This is a genomic window from Deltaproteobacteria bacterium (genome assembly GCA_016177765.1).
Classification (GTDB): Bacteria; UBA10199; UBA10199; order JACPAL01; family JACOUP01; genus JACOUP01.
In genome coordinates this window covers 227,467-243,636 of sequence record JACOUP010000008.1, presented here as the reverse complement: position 1 = coordinate 243,636, position 16,170 = coordinate 227,467, and the positions used below count along the sequence as shown (strand labels likewise).

The following is a 16,170-nucleotide window of genomic DNA, read 5'->3' as shown; positions in this document are numbered from 1 at the left end:
ATGGAAGTGATCTTGAAGGAAGATATGCCGAATCTTGGCAAGGCCGGTGATATTATCAGGGTCAAGGAGGGGTACGGGAGAAACTACCTCCTCCCCCAGAAGAAGGCGTTGATCGCCGATGAGCAGAATAAGAAACTCTGGGAACAGGAAAAAAAGAAGAGAGAGGCCAAACGGGCAAAAGAGATCGAAGAGGCGAACAATTTTGCGAAAAAATTGGCGACGCTCGTCTGCACGATTACCAAACAGGCTGGCGAAGAAGATAAATTATTTGGCTCAGTGACGGCCATGGATATCGCTCAGGGTCTGGCCAAGGAAGGACTGGCCGTTGATAAAAAATTGATCCATCTGGAAGAGCCGATCAAGCAGTTGGGGTCTTATACGGTGGGTGTGAGGCTTCATGCCGAAGTCACCGCCATGGTGAAGGTGAAAGTGGTGAAGTGATGACTGCGGAAAGGGCCGCCAAACTGGAAATCCTCTCGACGCGGGTCCCGCCTCAGGACCTCGATGCGGAGCAGTCAGTCCTGGGGGCGGTGCTCCTGGAAAACCAGTCGATCAACCGTGTTTTGGAAATCATTGTCCCCGACGATTTCTACAGGGAGTCCCATAAAAAAATCTATCGCGCGATCCTTTCCCTTTTTGAAAGGAACGAACCGGCCGACCTCATTACCCTCAAAGAAGAGTTGATCCGGCAGGGAGACCTTGAGGCCATTGGCGGTGTCGCCACCCTTTCTTCGCTGGTCGACAGGATCCCGACGGCCGCCAATATCAGTCACTATGCCAAAATTGTCCGGGAAAAGTCGATCCTCAGGAGGTTGATCCAGAGCGCGACTGATATTATCACCCAAGGGTATCAGGGGGGAGGGGACGCCGACTGGTTTCTGGATTATGCCGAGAAGAGCATCTTTGAAATTGCCCAGAAGAAAATCAAACAGCCGTTTCATGCGGTGAAGGATATCGTCAAAGACAGCTTCAAGGCGATCGAAAGACTCTACGAACGAAAAGAACTGATCACCGGGGTCCCGACCGGTTTTGTTGAAATTGACCGTCTGACGGCCGGACTTCAGGCCTCAGATTTGATTGTCATTGCCGGTCGTCCCTCAATGGGAAAGACGGCCTTGGCGCTGAACATGGTGGTTCATGCCTCGACGGTGGCCAAAGTCCCTTGCGCCGTTTTTTCACTGGAAATGTCCAAGGAACAGCTGGTGCAGAGGATGCTCTGTACCGAGGCGAGGGTTGATTCTTCCAAACTCCGTTCCGGTTTTTTGTCCGAAAGTGACTGGCCCAAACTGACCCGGGCCGCCGGGATCCTCTCGGAGGCCCCCATCTTTATTGACGACTCTCCGGCTCTTACGGTCCTGGATATGCGGGCCAAGGCAAGGAGGCTCCAGAGGGAGCATGGTTTGGGGCTGGTGATTGTCGATTATCTCCAGTTGATGAGGGGGTATGCCGGGTCCGAGAGTCGTGAAAGAGAAATCTCGGAGATCTCCCGTTCCTTGAAGGAACTGGCCAAGGAACTCTCCGTTCCTGTGGTGGCCCTTTCCCAGTTAAACCGGATGGTTGAGAATCGCAAACCGCCGATTCCGGTCCTGGCCGACCTCCGCGAGTCCGGGGCGATTGAGCAGGATGCCGATGTCATTGCCTTCATCTACCGGGAAGAGGTTTATGACCGGGAGAGTCTCAATAAAGGGGTCGCTGAGGTGATTATTGGGAAACAGAGGAACGGCCCGACCGGGTTTGTGAAGCTGGCCTTTCTTTCTTCCATCACCCGCTTTGAGAATCTGGCCCGGGAGTTTGAAGCGGCGATGCCTCCCCCTGATTTTGAATCGTGACGCCATTAGTTATTGCCACAAGAAATAAGGGAAAACTGGAAGAGATCCGCAAGGCCCTGGCTTCTTGCCCAATAAAAATTCATTCACTGACGGAATTCCAGGAGGTTGGAGAGATCGTTGAAGATTCCCAGACCTTTGAGGGGAACGCACTCAAAAAGGCGAGGGTTGCCTGCCAGGTGACAGGGTCTCTGGCCTTGGGGGATGATAGTGGGCTTGTTGTTCCGACGTTGGGAGGAGAACCGGGAGTGCTTTCTGCGCGCTACGCCCGCCTCGACTCGTCGTCTTTGGCGAGGCGGGCCGGGCCGGCCGCTACTGCTGACGACAATAACAAAAAACTCCTTGACGCCATGAAGAGGATTCCTGTCGAAAAAAGGGGGGCGATTTATGTTTGTGTCTTGGCTCTTGTGCTACCAACGGGAAAGGAGCGTCTGATAAGGGCTACCTGTGAAGGGGTCATTGCGGAAGAACCGAAAGGGGACGGCGGATTTGGCTACGACCCAATTTTTTTCTTGCCAATCTTACAGAAGACAATGGCCCAAATCAGCCTTGAAGAAAAGAATCGGCTGAGTCATCGCGGGAGGGCCTTGGAAGAGCTCAAGAAAATCATCCCCTATTTCTTATAACGCGCTGTTTTATAATGAGTAATACTGCCTTATCGAACGTCTCAGCATTGTTCACAGAGCTGTGGATAACATTTTTTTGAATGTTTTTTATAGTAGTTTCAGGGTGTTGAATTGTTCTCCATCCACAGGCAAAAAAATCGGTTGTTTGTCCGAACGGGGTGTGGTCAAAGCGAACCATCAAGTTTGCTCTTTGAAAAATTATCGTTTAGGGGAAGGTCGTCGAACTGTAACTCTTCCTCCGTCAGGAAGGTGTCTCGAGTCTCTTGAACCTGCCGAGGCCAGGGGACCGTGAGGTCACCCGCAGGCAGGGGAATCCGGAGCCAGGGGGGGCGGGGCATCTGAAAGGGGGAGTTGAAAGCGACAATAAGGTCAGAAAGGAGTTTCCTCCGTGCAAATGGAGGAAATAGGGAACGCCCCGAGGGAAACTCTAAACTCCCTGAATCTTCAGGCCCTTGTGGTCTGGGGAACAAAGGAGAAAAGAGGAAGATCTTGGAAGCAGGATCTCAGGGGTGGGACCGAAGCCCTTATGGGCCAAGGAAATTCCAGGGGAGGACAGGTAACCAAAGGCCGCGGTAATCCTACCGGCCAAAAGTTACCGGCGACGACTGGGTGGCAAAAATCCCTGAAGCTGAGGTACTTTCGGTTAACCAGTCTACGGCTGGCTAGCTGAAAGGAAGCCAACAACAAGAGGGAATGCGGTGCCGAAAGGCATACGGCCTACCGGTCGGGCTTCAAAACTCTAGAGGAACCAAACTTTCCATCCTAAACGATAATTTTATCCCCCTCTCCCTAAAAGGAGAGGGGGATTTTTTTTGGGGGGAAGGGGGCGTTTAAGGAAGAGGAGTGGGCCCGCCTTGCGTCGCCGCAGGCGAGGCAGGCGAGGGGGAGGGCGGAGGCGGCGAAGCAAACGGATTCTGAAAAAGCGCGGCGTATGGAGAGTCGCCGTGGATGAAGATCATTGTTTGATCTGTTATTGTGCCAACGTTGATCCTGATGAGGTCCTCGGCATCCCGCTCCCCCTTTTTTCCGTTATCGGTGTAACTGACGACAAGGGGGATGGTCGATGGTTTCCTGTTTGTAGAGGGTTCTGTCCCTTCTTTTTCAAAATCGTAGTATCCCCCTGTCTTCGGATCAAAAAAATCGGTCACCGCGCAAAATCTGGGGGGCTTTTTCCCATCGGAGATAGCCCGGCAATCTTTCTGTTTCTCCGGAGAGGAGAAATAGGCACCGGCAAAACGGATCAGTTTATCCATCTCGGACAAGGTATATTTGGCGTTGTAGGAGGCGAGGTCGATCGTCACAGGGACCGCCTGGATACCGTGTGAGTCGATGACGAGTTCCGCTCTATCGAAGGTCAGCCTCTTCGGATCATCCGCAAAATTGGTGTCAACGATCCTTAGAAAAGGAGGATTTTCCCCTTGGTTACAAGGGCAGAGGGATTCCTCCAGTTCGATGGAGTCTCCCCTCAAATGGATTTTCTGAAAGGGGAGCCTGTCAATATCGATATCACCAAGGAGCCGTGCCATCTTGTAACCCTTATCGGCAGGAGAAGAGATAAAGTTGTGTAATCTTTATAAAAAATCCGCTGAAATTTTATTTCCCAGGAAGGATGAAAGCGTGTACAATAGAACCTGTTATCGTTTTTCTGACAACTAACCTAAGGGGGGGATTATGAGGAAAGAAAGAACGGTTCTTGTTTGGGTGATCATGGTCTTGGCCCTGATCACTGCCGGGGTCGGCTGTGGGAGTAGCAGTAGTTCGGATGAGACGACAACCACCAACAAAGGGGTCACCCCGTCGGTGACGGTCACCGGTGACAGCCAGTATAACCTTTAACCATTAAAGAGGGGGAAGATCATGAAAAGAATATTGATTGTCCTGGCAGTGGGAGGAGTAGTCTTGGGGATGAGGGGGACGGCGAAGGCGGCCTGTACCGATGCGGCCTCCGTCACGACCTGTACCCAGAGTGAGATGATGTCGCAGGAGATGCCGACCTCCGTCAAGATGTGTTTCAAGTCGGTTGATTTCTGTCCCGTCAAGGATGGGAAGCCGTCGTGCGAGACGGCAGACCGGGATAACCTGTTTACGGCTGCGGATGGGGCCGAGATTGATGTGATGAATCTTGGGAGTGGTCTGGACCTGTCCGGTGTGAGCGGTCTCACCATGGGGAGCCTCCAAAAGAGCACCTCTTACCCTTGTGCCGTGGCCAATGTCTCGCAGATTCTCATGACGACGGCAGGAAGCACCTGTAATATGACAGCGGCTCTTGCTCAGGAAACAGGGGTCTCTGATTTTATGACGAACATGTACATGCGGGGGAGCGATTCTTGTCCCGGGGATACGAACTATCCGTCAACACTCCCGGTCAAGACAAACACGGACACCACAGCCTCATTCAAGTTTAATGTGCAGATGGCGCAAGGAACCCCGCTGTTCATTTTTAAACCGGTCAGTGGGGCCTCTATTGATGAAGGGCAAAGCGGAACGGTTAGCTTAAGTATGTCCGGCGCGGCCCCCAGTGGGGGGATCTATTGCGGGGTGTTCAAGAAGAATGATCCTCAGGAAGGGGGAGGTCCTGACGGCGGTGGGGGGAAGGGGACCAACAATGGGGATGGAACGGCGACTTTCACGCTGAGCCTTGCGGCCAGCAGTGAGGGGGTTGCCTATAAGCAGATCGGCTGTTTTCAGGATGTCAACAACAGTGGCCCCAATACGGGGCCTGATTCATCAGACACGGTTTGTGCCACCAGCGGTTTTTCGCTGAAACTGGGGGAGACCTCGTCACAGACCTGCACCTTCGCGGCGAATCAGCAGGGAGTTCCTTAAGGGAAGTGGTGTTTTGTGAGGGGATCAAGGCGGCCTCCGCCCTAGGCGGAGGCCGCCTTTTTACTGTCGGGGCGCTCGGATTTGAACCGAGGACCCCCTGCTCCCAAAGCAGGTGCGCTACCGGGCTGCGCTACGCCCCGTTAATGTTGCCATCCTAGCAAATTTATCTAAAAATGCAATTTGTGATTGAAACCGAAGGGGGATGGTGTTTAATTGCCCTGAGGGAGGTCCTATGTCAAAATCAGCGCAGCAACTCTTGCAAGAGGCCAAAACGAGGGTCAAGGAAGTGACCCCTCAGGAGGCGAAGGAAAGATTAAAAAAGGGGAATCTCCTCTTCCTCGATGTTCGCGAGCCCCAGGAGGTCGCCCAGGGGAAGATCGAAGGAGCCTTGCCGATCCCGCGCGGCCTTCTGGAACTCCAGATTGAAAAAGTGGTCCCCAACCGCAATCAGGAGATTGTCTGTTATTGCGCCGGCGGTGTCCGCTCTCTCCTGGCCGCCGATACCCTCAAAGAGATGGGGTATGAGAACGTCTCCTCAATGATTGGTGGGTTTAAAAACTGGGTTCCCTAAAGTGGGCTCCCCCTTTGTTGTCGTTCTCACCACCGTTCGATCGAAAAAAGAGGCGAATCGTCTTGCCACGCTCTTTTTGAAAACCAAACTTGTTGCCTGTGTGAACGTGGTTCCCGGGGTGACGTCGCACTATTCATGGGATGGAAAAATTTGCAAGGATACCGAATTTCTTTTGTTCCTCAAGACGGCAAAGACCAAGCTCGCACGATTGGAAAAGGTATTGGTCCAAAACCACTCTTATGAAACTCCGGAGATGATTGTTTTGCCGATCCAGTATGGTTTGAAAAAATACCTGCGTTGGATTGAAGAATCGCTACGTCCGACTCATCAGAAATAGAACAATCAATCCCAGAACCAGAACAACAACGTTGAGGGCAACGGAGTACTGGTGCGCCCGGTGGAATTCCTCGAGGAGAGAGGGTTTGAGCGTCTCCTCGCTGGTCGAACCGAGTTCTTCCTTGAGAGAACGGGCCTTGGGATAAACATTGATGGTGTTATAGACGGTGATGGTGGTCATGATGACGAGGAGCAAAACCCTTCCAATCGGGAAAGGGCTGTCTTTAGGAGGAGCCAAGAGGAGTGTCAGAACGGCGGTGAGCCCGCAGAGGATGCCAATCCTGAAATAGACCGGGAAAAGAAGACTGACCACCTTGCCCCCTTCTTCCTTTCCCATTTTCTTGAAAAGGGTCGGGGCGACTGCCGCCGAGAAAAAGAGGATTGTGCCGATCCAGAGGGCCAGGGAGAGAAGGTGCAGAAAGGAAAACAGCATTAATTTTTGTCCCGTATCTTACGAGTTGCCTTCCGCGGCCGAATATACCATAGAAAAAAGCCAATGGTACCAAATTCTCCGGTGCTTCACTTTTTTCACCTTCTCGGTCTCTGCATCGCCCTGGGAGGGCCGCTCTTCTTTAATTTTATCCTCTACCCCTCACTCAAGTTTCTTCCGGAGAAAAAAGAACGGCACCTCCTACTGGCCCAATTGATCCGTTACTATCACCCCTTTTTCCTGGGGGGGCTTTGTCTGATTTTCCTCTCGGGGGCCTTCCGGTTGACCGACCTCAAGGAGGGGTTGGGGGGTTCCTATTTTGACCAGGTCGGAGGACTCCTGATGTTCAAATTCGGGATGACGCTCCTTATCTTTAACACCGCTTGCATGCAAGCGATCGGGACAGGGCTTAAATATGGTCGGATGGTGATGGGGGTGATCCCGGGTGACGAGGCGACCATAGACCGTTACGCCAAAAAAATATGGCGGGTCTCACTCATCAATCTTTTGCTAATTGCGGGAACCGTGGTCGGGATCTTTTTTATTTCCCGGCGGTAGCAAAAAACTCCTTGGAACCCCTTGGATCCGGTTTCATCGTCTTGGCACCGGGCTTCCAGTTTGCCGGGCAGACCTCGCCGGTCTTGGCGGTGGTCTGGAATGCCTGAATGACCCGGAGTGTCTCCTCCACGGAGCGTCCGACTCCAAGGTTGTGAACGACGGCGTACTGGATCGTTCCTTCCGGATCGATCAGAAAAAGACCGCGGAGGGCAACACCGCCAGGGAGTAGCACACCAAAGTCCTGAGCGATTTTTTTGTTGATGTCGGCCAGCAGGGGGTAGTTGATCTTTCCCAATCCCCCGTCGGTTCTTGAGGTCTTGGTCCAGGCGAGGTGGGAGAACTTGCTGTCCACCGAGCAGGCGAGCACTTCACAGCCGAGCTTCCGGAATGATTCGTAACTGTCTGAAAAGGACGTAATCTCGGTCGGGCAGACGAAGGTAAAATCGAGCGGGTAGAAAAAGAGCACCACCCACTTTCCTTTGTAATCCGCCAGTGAGATCTTTTTGAACTCTTCCCCGACAACCGCCTCGGCGGTAAATTCAGGGGCCTTCTGACCGACTTGTAACATGGTTGTTCCTCCTTTTGGGGTGAGGGGTCCCTATACCAGACCATTTTGGTCGGTGTAAAGTCCCTATTTTTGGCCCTTCCCGCCGGAGCAAAACCAGTCGTAATCGATCAGTTCCTTGATGGTTGGTTTGTCGCCGCAGACCGGGCAGGTGGGGTCGCGGCGGACCTTCATCTCCTTGAATTGCTGGCGCAGGGCATTGTATAGGATTAGTCGACCGATCAATGGTTCGCCGATGCCGAGCAATAACTTGATCGTTTCAATCCCTTGAATGGAACCGATGATTCCGCAGAGGACCCCCAATACCCCTCCCTCGGCACACGATGGGGCCATGTCGGGCGGCGGCGGTTCCGGGTAGAGGCAGCGATAGCAAGGGCCTTGACCAGGGCTAAAGATGGTTACCTGTCCTTCAAAGCGAAAAATGGAGCCATCGACCATCGGTTTTTTGGCAAAGACGCAGGCGTCGTTCAAGAGGTAACGGGTCGGGAAATTATCACAGCCGTTCACGATGATGTCGTAGTCGGCGATAATCTTCATCACATTGTCACGGGACAACTTTTCACGGTAAGGGATCACCCTGGTTTCTGAATTAATACCGGCGATCCTCTTTTTGGCCGATTCCACCTTCGGTCTGCCGACCTCTTCTTCCGTATGGAGGATCTGTCGCTGAAGATTCGTCAGGTCGACGTCGTCAAAGTCGATGATCCCCAGCGTCCCGACTCCGGCGGCGGCAAGGTAGATGGCCGTCGGGCAACCGAGCCCTCCGGCACCGATCAAAAGGACCTTCGATTCGAGGAGCTTGACCTGGCCTTCTTCGCCGACCTCGGGAAGGAGCGTATGTCGCGAGTAGCGGCTACTTTGAGCCGGTGTCAGCCCCTTTTTCCTGGCAACCGGGAGACCGGAGTTTTTCCAGCGGGTAAAACCGCCGGCCATCGAGTAGACTTTTTTATACCCCATCTCCTGCAGTGTTTTTGCCGCGAGCGCCGATCGAATGCCGCCAGCGCAGTAACAGACGATCTCGGTTGACCGGTCAGGGACCTCCTCCTCGATCTGCAACTCCAGAAAACCGCGAGGGATCGTGACCGCCCCCGGCACCAACCCCGCTTCAACCTCCTCCGCCTCACGAACGTCGATCAAAACAATTTTCGGGTTTTCCCGCTTCTTGTCCTGGACCTCGTCGGGGGAGAGTTCTTGGGTCTCCTTTTTGGCCTTTGAAATCAATCCGTCCAATGAAGACATGGAAGCCCCTTACTAAGGAGTATAGCCGACAAAGTCAACGCTTTCTAGTCGGTTGACAGCCGAGCTTTTTATTTCATAGTATCGGAACCTCTTAAAAAGAAAGGGAGCCTCCTATGAGAGTTACCAGGGAAGGGGATTACGGGCTTCGCGCGGTCGTTTATCTGGCCACGACGGCTGGTCGGACGGTATCGGCGGCGGAGATCTCCAAAAAACAGGAGATCCCCCCGAAATTTTTGGTGAGGATCATGCCGAAACTGGTGCGGAAGGGGGTTGTGGTCTCTGTGTACGGTTCGAAGGGGGGGTATCGTCTTTCCCGACAACCGGCGCAGATCAGTTTTCTGGAGGTTCTTGAGGCGATTGAAGGGCCTCTCGTCATGAATGAGTGTCTGGGAGAGAAATGCGATTGTCTCCACGAGCATCTTTGCACGATGAAGAATGTCTGGAAGAATGCCCAGGTGAAACTGATGGATTATCTTGGCAGCGTCACCTTTGACCAACTGAGAGAAGGGATTGCTAGATGAAGGGTGGTTCACCCAGGGGCAGTGCACCCAAGGCTGTGCCTGATGTCGTCCCCGAAAATATCGATCAGGAGATCGATTATTTTGAGGCGATGGTCAAGAAGTTCAGGGCCGGGGAGGTCAGTCAGGACACCTTTCAGAAATTCCGTCTCCAGCATGGCATCTATGGGCAGAGGCAGGAAGGGGTCCAGATGGTCCGGATCAAGATCCCCGGCGGTCTTTTGAATGCCGACCAGATGGAATGCCTGGCCGATCTTGCCGAAACGATCGGTCACAACAACGCCCATATCACCACCCGGCAGGACATTCAGATCCATTATGTGAAATTGGAAAATGTGCCGATGTTGATGAGAAAGCTGGCCGCCGTCGGGATTACCACCCGTGAGGCCTGCGGCAATACGGTGCGGAATGTAACCGCCTCTCCAAGCGCCGGCGTCGATCCCGAGGAAGTTTTTGATGTGACCCCTTACATGGCGGCCTTTGCGGCGCATATGATCCGAAACCCGATTTGCCAGAATCTTGGAAGAAAATTCAAGGTCGCCTTTGACGGCGGTGGGGTGATGACCGCACTGCCGATGCTCCATGAGATCGGTTTCATTGCCTGTGTCCAGAAAGTGGGGGGCCGGGAGAAAAGGGGATTCAAGGTCTACACAGGAGGTGGTCTTGGTTCGAGCCCCAGGGTCGCCAAACTTTTTTACGACTTTCTAGCGGAAGAAGAAATAATTCCGTTTGGGGAGTCAATCATCAGGGTCTTTGACCGGTACGGGGAACGGAAGGTCCGGATGAAGGCGAGGATGAAATTTCTGATTGAAAAGTTTGGGTTTGATCAGTTCAAGAGACTTGTCGAAGAGGAACGGAAGAGCCTGGAAGTTCCTCCGGAATGGAATGAGTATCTCAAACATCTTGATGATTGGGTTGAGGAGCCTCCGAAGATTGATGAAGGCTCTCCCCCTTTGTCAAAGGGGGGTGGGGGGGATTTCTTGGCCTGGAAGAAGACAAACGTCTGGCCGCAGAAGCAAAAGGGATATTCCATGGTTGAGATCCGTCTGACGACGGGAGATATCTTGCCCAGGCAAATGCGTCCCCTGGCACTCCTCTTGCGCTGTTATGCCGGCGGGAAGGTCCGGACGATGGTCCACCAAAATCTCCTGATCCGTTGGGTTCGCGATCAGGACCTGCCCGCTCTCTATGAAGGATTAGAAAAAATAGGGCTGGTCAAAAAAGATGCCCAGACGGTTTATGACATTACCGCCTGCCCCGGGACCGATACCTGCCGTCTGGGGATCTCCTCCTCCATGGGGCTTGCCCGGGTGTTGGAAGAGCGTCTCTATAAGGAGGATGGGGCGATTAATGCCGCCGCCCGCAGTTTAAGGATCAAGATCAGCGGTTGCCCCAATTCCTGCGGGCAACACCATCTTGCAAGTCTCGGTTTTTACGGCGGCGGGATTTCAGTCGATGGCCATGTTGTCCCTGCTTTTCAGCTGATGCTGGGGGGAAGTTTCGGCCGTGAGATGGTGGTTGCCACGCCGATCTGCCAGATCCCCTCCAAGAATATCCCTGAGGCCGTCGTTCGTCTGATCCAGCATTTTTTAAAGAATAAAAAACCGAAGGAATCCTTCAGTCAATATTATGACCATCTTGGAAAAGAAACGATAGTGACGCTCCTCGAGGATCTGACCAAGATTCCCCCTTATGAAAAACGGCCCGATTTTTATACCGATTGGGAAGGAAAAGAAGAGTTTGCCTTGCAGAAGGGGGTGATCGGGGAGTGTGCGGGGCAGACGGTGGCCGATGTTGTCCCGAAGGTCGCAGGTGGCGAGACCTCTTTGGCTACCGCGAAGGCCCTTTTGGGTCATGGAAAATTTGAAGAGGCGGCCGATAAGGCGTACGAGGCGATCGTCAAGGCGGCGGATGGCCTCCTTTATTATCGTCTGGTACAGACCTTCAATGATGTTGAGACGACCCACGAGTTTGAAAATCATTTTGTCAGGACGGGACTGCTCCCGCAGTGGAAAAAATTTCATCAGCAACTCCAGCATCTGCGGAAGGAAAAACCGACCGAAGAAATTGCCGAAAAACTTCTTGAACAGGCCGGCCGGTTTGTGAAAGAGTGCCTCGAGAAGGAACCTGAAGTAGCGGCGAATTCTCCCCGGAAGGGGGCGGTAAAGCCGGCGGTCCCGGATAATCTCTATGTTTAAGGAGCCCTTTCTCAAGGGGGAAGTGGTGATCATCACAGGGGGCGGCACCGGTCTTGGCCGTTCGATGGGGCTCCGTTTCGCGGAGCTGGGCGCCTCGCTGGTTCTGACCAGCCGAAAGAAGGAAAATCTTGAAAAGGCCGGCGCCGAGATGAAACAAAGGGGGGCCCGCTTCGGGCACGCGCCTCAGGTCCTTACCATCCCTTGTGATATCCGCAAGCCGGAAGAGGTCGAGGCAATGGTCGAGAAGACCATGAAGGAGATGGGTCGGATCGATGTATTGATCAACAACGCCGCCGGAAACTTTTTGTGCCCGACCGAGATGCTCTCTTACAATGCCTTCAATGCCGTTGTTGGGATCGTTCTCCATGGAAGTTTCAACTGCACCTTGGCGGCCGGTCGAAAGATGATTGAGTCAGGCCGCGGCGGCCGGATTTTGAGCATCGTTACGACGTATGTTTGGACCGGCTCGGCCTACGTGGTCCCTTCCGCCTGTGGCAAGGCGGGGGTGGCCGCCATGACCCAGTCGCTCGCGGTCGAGTGGGCCCGATACAAGATCCGTCTCAATGCGATTGCCCCAGGTCCGTTTCACACCGAAGGGGCCTGGAAAAATCTTGTCCCCCCGGGGGTTGAAGAAAAGATGCTCCAGCGGATCCCTCTTCGTCGTCTGGGTCGGCACGAAGAACTGGCCGATCTGGCCGCGTACCTCATTTCCCCCTATGCCGCCTATATCAACGGAGAAATTGTGACGATCGATGGGGGAGAATGGCTCCAGGGGGCTGGCCAATTTAACTGGGCGAGCCAGTTGACGCCTGAAGACTGGCAGGCGATGACATCCAGGAAGTGAGGCCTCGTTTTGTGATGGAATCTCCTCATGTTTAAAAAACTCAAAAGGAGATTTGCTAAAGAGATTTCTTTCCGGTTTCTGATCACCTTCCTTTTGGCCGGAGTGGCTCCCCTCGTTCTCTTTCTTTTGGTGATCGTTCTGGTGACCCTCGGGACCAACGAGCCGCTCTCTTTTGCCAATTTTTCTTTTCTCTCCCCTTTCTACAGGCTTGTCATCTTTGTGGTGGTGATCAGCTTGACAACAGCCCTGGCCGTTTATGTTGTTAACAGGAATGTCGCTAGCAGTCTTCTAAGGCCGATTACCCTCCTTCGTGAAAAAGACCGTCAGGTCACCGCCGGCCGGCTGAGAGAGTCGCTGATCCCTGAGGGGGAAATTCCCCCCGATGAGCTGGGGGAAGTCATCCGTGTTCGGAACCGGATGATCCAGCGGTTGGTTGCGGATGAGGAAGAACTTGTTCGCTCTGAACGGTTTGTGGCGATTGGGCAGTTGGCCAGCTCGATCGCCCATGAACTCAGGACTCCCTTTATGGTTTTACAAAATGCTGTTTCCGTTCTCAAGCTTTCCGGCCTCGGGAAGGAGGAAGGAAAAAACAAGGAATATCTGGACATGATTGTCCGTCAGGTGGCCGCTTCTGACCAGATTGTCGAAAATCTGCTCCATTTTGCCCGCGACAAGGAGGCGGTGCCGCAGGTGGTTTCGCTGAACCGCCTGGTGGAGGAGAGCCTCGATCAGGCGAGGCCGCCAATCTCTGTTCAGGTCCTCTGTCATCTGGATCCCGCGACCCCTGTCGTCAACGCCGATCCCGGCCAATTGAAGCAGGTCTTTATCAATCTGATTCTTAATGCGATTGAAGCGATGCCGGAAGGGGGAGGACTGGAGGTCAAGACCCTTTCCGACGGCCCGAGGGCGCTTGTTCAGTTTAAAGACGGTGGGTTGGGGATGACGGAGGAAACGATCTCCAAAATTTTCCAGCCCCTCTTTTCCACCAAGCCAAAAGGGACCGGTCTTGGCCTGACGATCTCCAAACAGCTTTTGGAGAAAAATAAGGGGGAGATCAAGGTCCAGAGCAGTCCCGGCAAAGGGACCCTCTTTGTCCTTTCATTTCAGCGGGCCTGAAGCCGTTTCCAATTTTGTTTTCCTTTTAGCGGGTTCATGCTAGAGACCTCTTCCGTGGCCTTCCGTCCTCTCATTATCGGCACGCGTGGCAGCCCGTTGGCCCTCTGGCAGGCCCACTTTGTCCAGAAGGGTCTTCAGGCCAAACACCTAGGGCTTAAGATTTCCATCAGGGCGATCAAGACCAGCGGCGATAAGCTTAAAAAGGCCTCTTTGGCCAAAATAGGGGGCAAGGGGCTTTTTATCAAGGAGATTGAAGAGGCCCTGCTCGCCGGCAAGATTGATCTGGCGGTTCACAGCATGAAGGATCTCCCGATTGATCTCCCTGATGAACTTCAGATCTTTGGCGTTCTCAAGCGGGAGGACCCTCGGGATGTCTTTGTCTCCAAAAAGTACGATTCGATCCTGGGGCTTCCGCGACGATCGGTGATCGGCACCGGTTCGCTTCGCCGTCAGGCCCAGCTCAAGAATTTCCGTCCCGATTTCAAAATCGTTCCGGTCCGGGGGAATGTGGAGACCCGCCTGCGCAAGATCGGCAAAGGGGGTTGTGACGCCATGATTTTGGCGGCAGCCGGGTTGATCCGGCTCGGTTTCACTGCAAAAATTCGGGAGTATCTCCCGACAACCTTGATGATTCCGGCGGTAGGGCAGGGGGTGATCGGTATTGAGGGAAGGGTGGGGGACCCGGAGGCGGAGTCATTGGCCCGTTCCCTCAATGACCCGGTGACTGAGGCCTGTCTCTTGGCGGAAAGGAGCTTTCTCAAGGAGCTGGGGGGGGATTGTCAATCACCGATTGCCGGTTATGCCGAACCAAACGGCCTGGCGATGGAACTGACCGGGCTTGTGGCCTCTCCCGACGGGCGGGAGTTGATCCGGGATCAGGTGACCGGGTTTGTGAAGGATCCGGTCTCCCTTGGGAGGCAGATGGGGCGTTCGCTCCTGGCCAAGGGGGCCAAGGAAATTTTAAAAAGTTGCCGTGATGAAGAAGAATAAAGGAAAGGTTTGTCTGGTCGGGGCCGGGCCGGGTGATCCGGGACTCATCACGGTGAAGGGGCTCGAATGCCTGAAGAAGGCGGCCGTTGTGGTCTACGATCATCTGGCAAATCGTTCGCTTCTTCAGAATGTCCCCCCCCTGGCAAAAATGGTCTACGTTGGCAAAAAAGGGGCTTTTCATTCGCAATCGCAGGAAGGGATCAATGCCCTTTTGGTGCGGGAGGCCCGTCGCGGCAAAATTGTCGTTCGGCTGAAGGGGGGAGACCCTTTTGTCTTCGGTCGCGGAGGGGAAGAGGCAGAGGCGTTGGCTGAAGCCGGGGTCCCCTTCGAGGTAGTGCCCGGGGTGACGTCGGCCATCGCCGTCCCGGCCTACGCCGGCATCCCGGTGACCCACCGCGATTTTGTCTCGGATGTTGCCTTTGTGACGGGTCATGAAAAGGATGAACAAGGGGCCTCACCTCCGGATTGGAAGGCCCTCGCCAGGATCGGCACGGTGGTCTTTCTGATGGGTTGGAGAAATCTGGCAGAGATCGCCCGAAAATTGGTGGGGGCGGGCCGGGATCCGAAGACACCCACTGCTGTTGTCGAATGGGGGACCCTTTCCCGGCAAAGGGTTGTTGTTGGGACGTTAGCCAGCATTGCTGGAGAGGTGTTTCGGGCCAAGATCAAACCGCCGACCGTGATTATTGTCGGTTCCGTTGTGAATCTCCGCAGGAAAATAAACTGGTTTGAGAAAAAACCGCTCTTTGGCAGGAGGATTCTGGTCACCCGGCCTCGGAGTCAGGCCGGTGAACTCTCCCGACTCCTTTCGGCGGAAGGGGCTGACGTTGTTGAATTCCCGGCGATTGAGATCCGGCCGCCGAAAAATTTTAAGGCGTTAGACAAGGCGATCCGGAATATCCGAAGATTCGATTGGGTTCTCTGGACCAGCGTGAATGGGGTTCAGGCCTTTTTTGACCGTTGGGTTCATCTGAAAAAAGATATTCGGGATCTTGCCGGAATCCGTTTTGCGGCGGTTGGCCCGGCAACGGCCAAGGCCATCGAAAAATTTCATCTCAAGGTGAGTGCCGTTGCCGAGGAGTACAGAGCCGAAGGGCTTCTTCGGGCGATGAGCCGACATCCCCTGAAAGGGAAAACAGTCTTGGTGGCAAGGGCCGAGGTGGCGAGAGTCCTCCTGCCTGAAAAATTAAAAAAAATGGGGGCCAGGGTCACCGAGGTAGCGGCCTACCGGATGAAATTTCCCGTTCATCGGCGAAGAGAACTGGTTCAACTGATGACCAAGCCTCCGATCGACTGTCTTACTTTCGCCAGTTCAGCGACGGTTGAAAATTTTTCGAGATTGTTGGGGAAATCCCATTTTCACCTCGCCAAGAGTATTCCGGTCGCCTCCATCGGCCCCTTGACGACACGAACCGTTCGAAAGGCCGGATTTTCCAGGATTATCCAGCCGCGCCAGGCCACAATTCCTCACCTGGCGAGCGCGATTCTGGACAAATTAAAAAAACAGACTAGGATGGACTGATCCTT

The 16,170-nt window shown here is 53.9% G+C and carries 18 protein-coding genes and 1 tRNA gene; 14 read left to right on the top strand and 5 right to left on the bottom strand.

Going from position 1 to position 16,170, the window contains the following annotated elements:
* The 3 genes from HYS22_03530 to rdgB are packed head-to-tail and all read left to right on the top strand — an operon-like array spanning position 1 to position 2,452.
* Complete coding sequence (locus tag HYS22_03530; GenBank protein ID MBI1909219.1) at positions 1-441, top strand: 50S ribosomal protein L9; 441 nt, start codon at positions 1-3, stop codon at positions 439-441.
* Complete coding sequence (gene dnaB, locus HYS22_03525; protein ID MBI1909218.1) at positions 441-1,829, top strand: replicative DNA helicase; 1,389 nt, start codon at positions 441-443, stop codon at positions 1,827-1,829. Before HYS22_03530 ends, dnaB begins: the two co-directional genes overlap by 1 nt.
* Positions 1,826-2,452, top strand: a complete 627-nt coding sequence (gene rdgB / locus HYS22_03520; GenBank protein MBI1909217.1) for an RdgB/HAM1 family non-canonical purine NTP pyrophosphatase — start codon at positions 1,826-1,828, stop codon at positions 2,450-2,452. Before dnaB ends, rdgB begins: the two co-directional genes overlap by 4 nt.
* An 830-nt stretch (positions 2,453-3,282) precedes the next feature.
* Here rdgB and HYS22_03515 read toward each other — a convergent pair.
* The gene (locus HYS22_03515; GenBank protein ID MBI1909216.1) at positions 3,283-3,978 is read right to left on the bottom strand and encodes a hypothetical protein; all 696 of its coding nucleotides are present in this window, start codon (positions 3,976-3,978) and stop codon (positions 3,283-3,285) included.
* 145 nt (positions 3,979-4,123) lie between these two features.
* Between HYS22_03515 and HYS22_03510 the strand changes: the two genes are divergently transcribed.
* Positions 4,124-4,288, top strand: coding sequence for a hypothetical protein (locus tag HYS22_03510; GenBank protein MBI1909215.1), 165 nt, complete (start codon positions 4,124-4,126; stop codon positions 4,286-4,288).
* A 21-nt stretch (positions 4,289-4,309) separates the two neighbouring features.
* The gene (locus HYS22_03505) at positions 4,310-5,278 is read left to right on the top strand and encodes a hypothetical protein (protein ID MBI1909214.1); all 969 of its coding nucleotides are present in this window, start codon (positions 4,310-4,312) and stop codon (positions 5,276-5,278) included.
* Positions 5,279-5,344: 66 nt separating this feature from the next.
* On the opposite strand, the gene HYS22_03500 is transcribed toward HYS22_03505, so the two are convergent.
* Positions 5,345-5,418, bottom strand: a tRNA-Pro gene (locus HYS22_03500).
* 92 nt (positions 5,419-5,510) lie between these two features.
* Between HYS22_03500 and HYS22_03495 the strand changes: the two genes are divergently transcribed.
* Both HYS22_03495 and HYS22_03490 read left to right on the top strand, forming a co-directional pair.
* Complete coding sequence (locus HYS22_03495; GenBank protein MBI1909213.1) at positions 5,511-5,849, top strand: rhodanese-like domain-containing protein; 339 nt, start codon at positions 5,511-5,513, stop codon at positions 5,847-5,849.
* Between the two features lies 1 nt (position 5,850).
* Positions 5,851-6,186: a divalent-cation tolerance protein CutA gene (locus HYS22_03490; protein MBI1909212.1), complete on the top strand. Its 336-nt coding sequence runs from the start codon at positions 5,851-5,853 to the stop codon at positions 6,184-6,186.
* Here the strand turns inward: HYS22_03490 and HYS22_03485 are convergent.
* Complete coding sequence (locus HYS22_03485; protein MBI1909211.1) at positions 6,163-6,618, bottom strand: DUF4149 domain-containing protein; 456 nt, start codon at positions 6,616-6,618, stop codon at positions 6,163-6,165. The genes HYS22_03490 and HYS22_03485 overlap by 24 nt on opposite strands.
* A gap of 63 nt (positions 6,619-6,681) precedes the next feature.
* Here HYS22_03485 and HYS22_03480 point away from each other — a divergent pair, with 63 nt between their 5' ends.
* Positions 6,682-7,173 carry a hypothetical protein gene (locus tag HYS22_03480; GenBank protein ID MBI1909210.1) on the top strand — a complete coding sequence of 164 codons (492 nt, stop codon included), beginning with the start codon at positions 6,682-6,684 and terminating at the stop codon, positions 7,171-7,173.
* On the opposite strand, the gene HYS22_03475 is transcribed toward HYS22_03480, so the two are convergent.
* Positions 7,157-7,741 carry a peroxiredoxin gene (locus HYS22_03475; GenBank protein ID MBI1909209.1) on the bottom strand — a complete coding sequence of 195 codons (585 nt, stop codon included), beginning with the start codon at positions 7,739-7,741 and terminating at the stop codon, positions 7,157-7,159. The genes HYS22_03480 and HYS22_03475 overlap by 17 nt on opposite strands.
* A 63-nt stretch (positions 7,742-7,804) precedes the next feature.
* Positions 7,805-8,977: a molybdopterin-synthase adenylyltransferase MoeB gene (gene moeB / locus HYS22_03470; protein ID MBI1909208.1), complete on the bottom strand. Its 1,173-nt coding sequence runs from the start codon at positions 8,975-8,977 to the stop codon at positions 7,805-7,807.
* A gap of 113 nt (positions 8,978-9,090) precedes the next feature.
* Between moeB and HYS22_03465 the strand changes: the two genes are divergently transcribed.
* Genes HYS22_03465 through cobA form a run of 6 tightly spaced genes read left to right on the top strand, consistent with a single transcriptional unit; the run spans position 9,091 to position 16,165 of the window.
* The gene (locus HYS22_03465; GenBank protein MBI1909207.1) at positions 9,091-9,498 is read left to right on the top strand and encodes an Rrf2 family transcriptional regulator; all 408 of its coding nucleotides are present in this window, start codon (positions 9,091-9,093) and stop codon (positions 9,496-9,498) included.
* The gene (locus HYS22_03460) at positions 9,495-11,693 is read left to right on the top strand and encodes a nitrite reductase (GenBank protein ID MBI1909206.1); all 2,199 of its coding nucleotides are present in this window, start codon (positions 9,495-9,497) and stop codon (positions 11,691-11,693) included. The genes HYS22_03465 and HYS22_03460 overlap by 4 nt, the downstream gene beginning before the upstream one ends.
* On the top strand, positions 11,686-12,537 hold the full coding sequence (locus tag HYS22_03455; GenBank protein ID MBI1909205.1) for an SDR family oxidoreductase: 852 nt from the start codon (positions 11,686-11,688) through the stop codon (positions 12,535-12,537). Before HYS22_03460 ends, HYS22_03455 begins: the two co-directional genes overlap by 8 nt.
* A 27-nt stretch (positions 12,538-12,564) precedes the next feature.
* Entirely contained in the window at positions 12,565-13,653 is a 1,089-nt protein-coding gene (locus HYS22_03450) for a hypothetical protein (GenBank protein ID MBI1909204.1), read from the top strand.
* A gap of 36 nt (positions 13,654-13,689) precedes the next feature.
* The gene (gene hemC / locus HYS22_03445; protein MBI1909203.1) at positions 13,690-14,643 is read left to right on the top strand and encodes a hydroxymethylbilane synthase; all 954 of its coding nucleotides are present in this window, start codon (positions 13,690-13,692) and stop codon (positions 14,641-14,643) included.
* Complete coding sequence (cobA, locus tag HYS22_03440) at positions 14,630-16,165, top strand: uroporphyrinogen-III C-methyltransferase (GenBank protein ID MBI1909202.1); 1,536 nt, start codon at positions 14,630-14,632, stop codon at positions 16,163-16,165. Before hemC ends, cobA begins: the two co-directional genes overlap by 14 nt.
* Positions 16,166-16,170 lie beyond the last annotated feature (5 nt).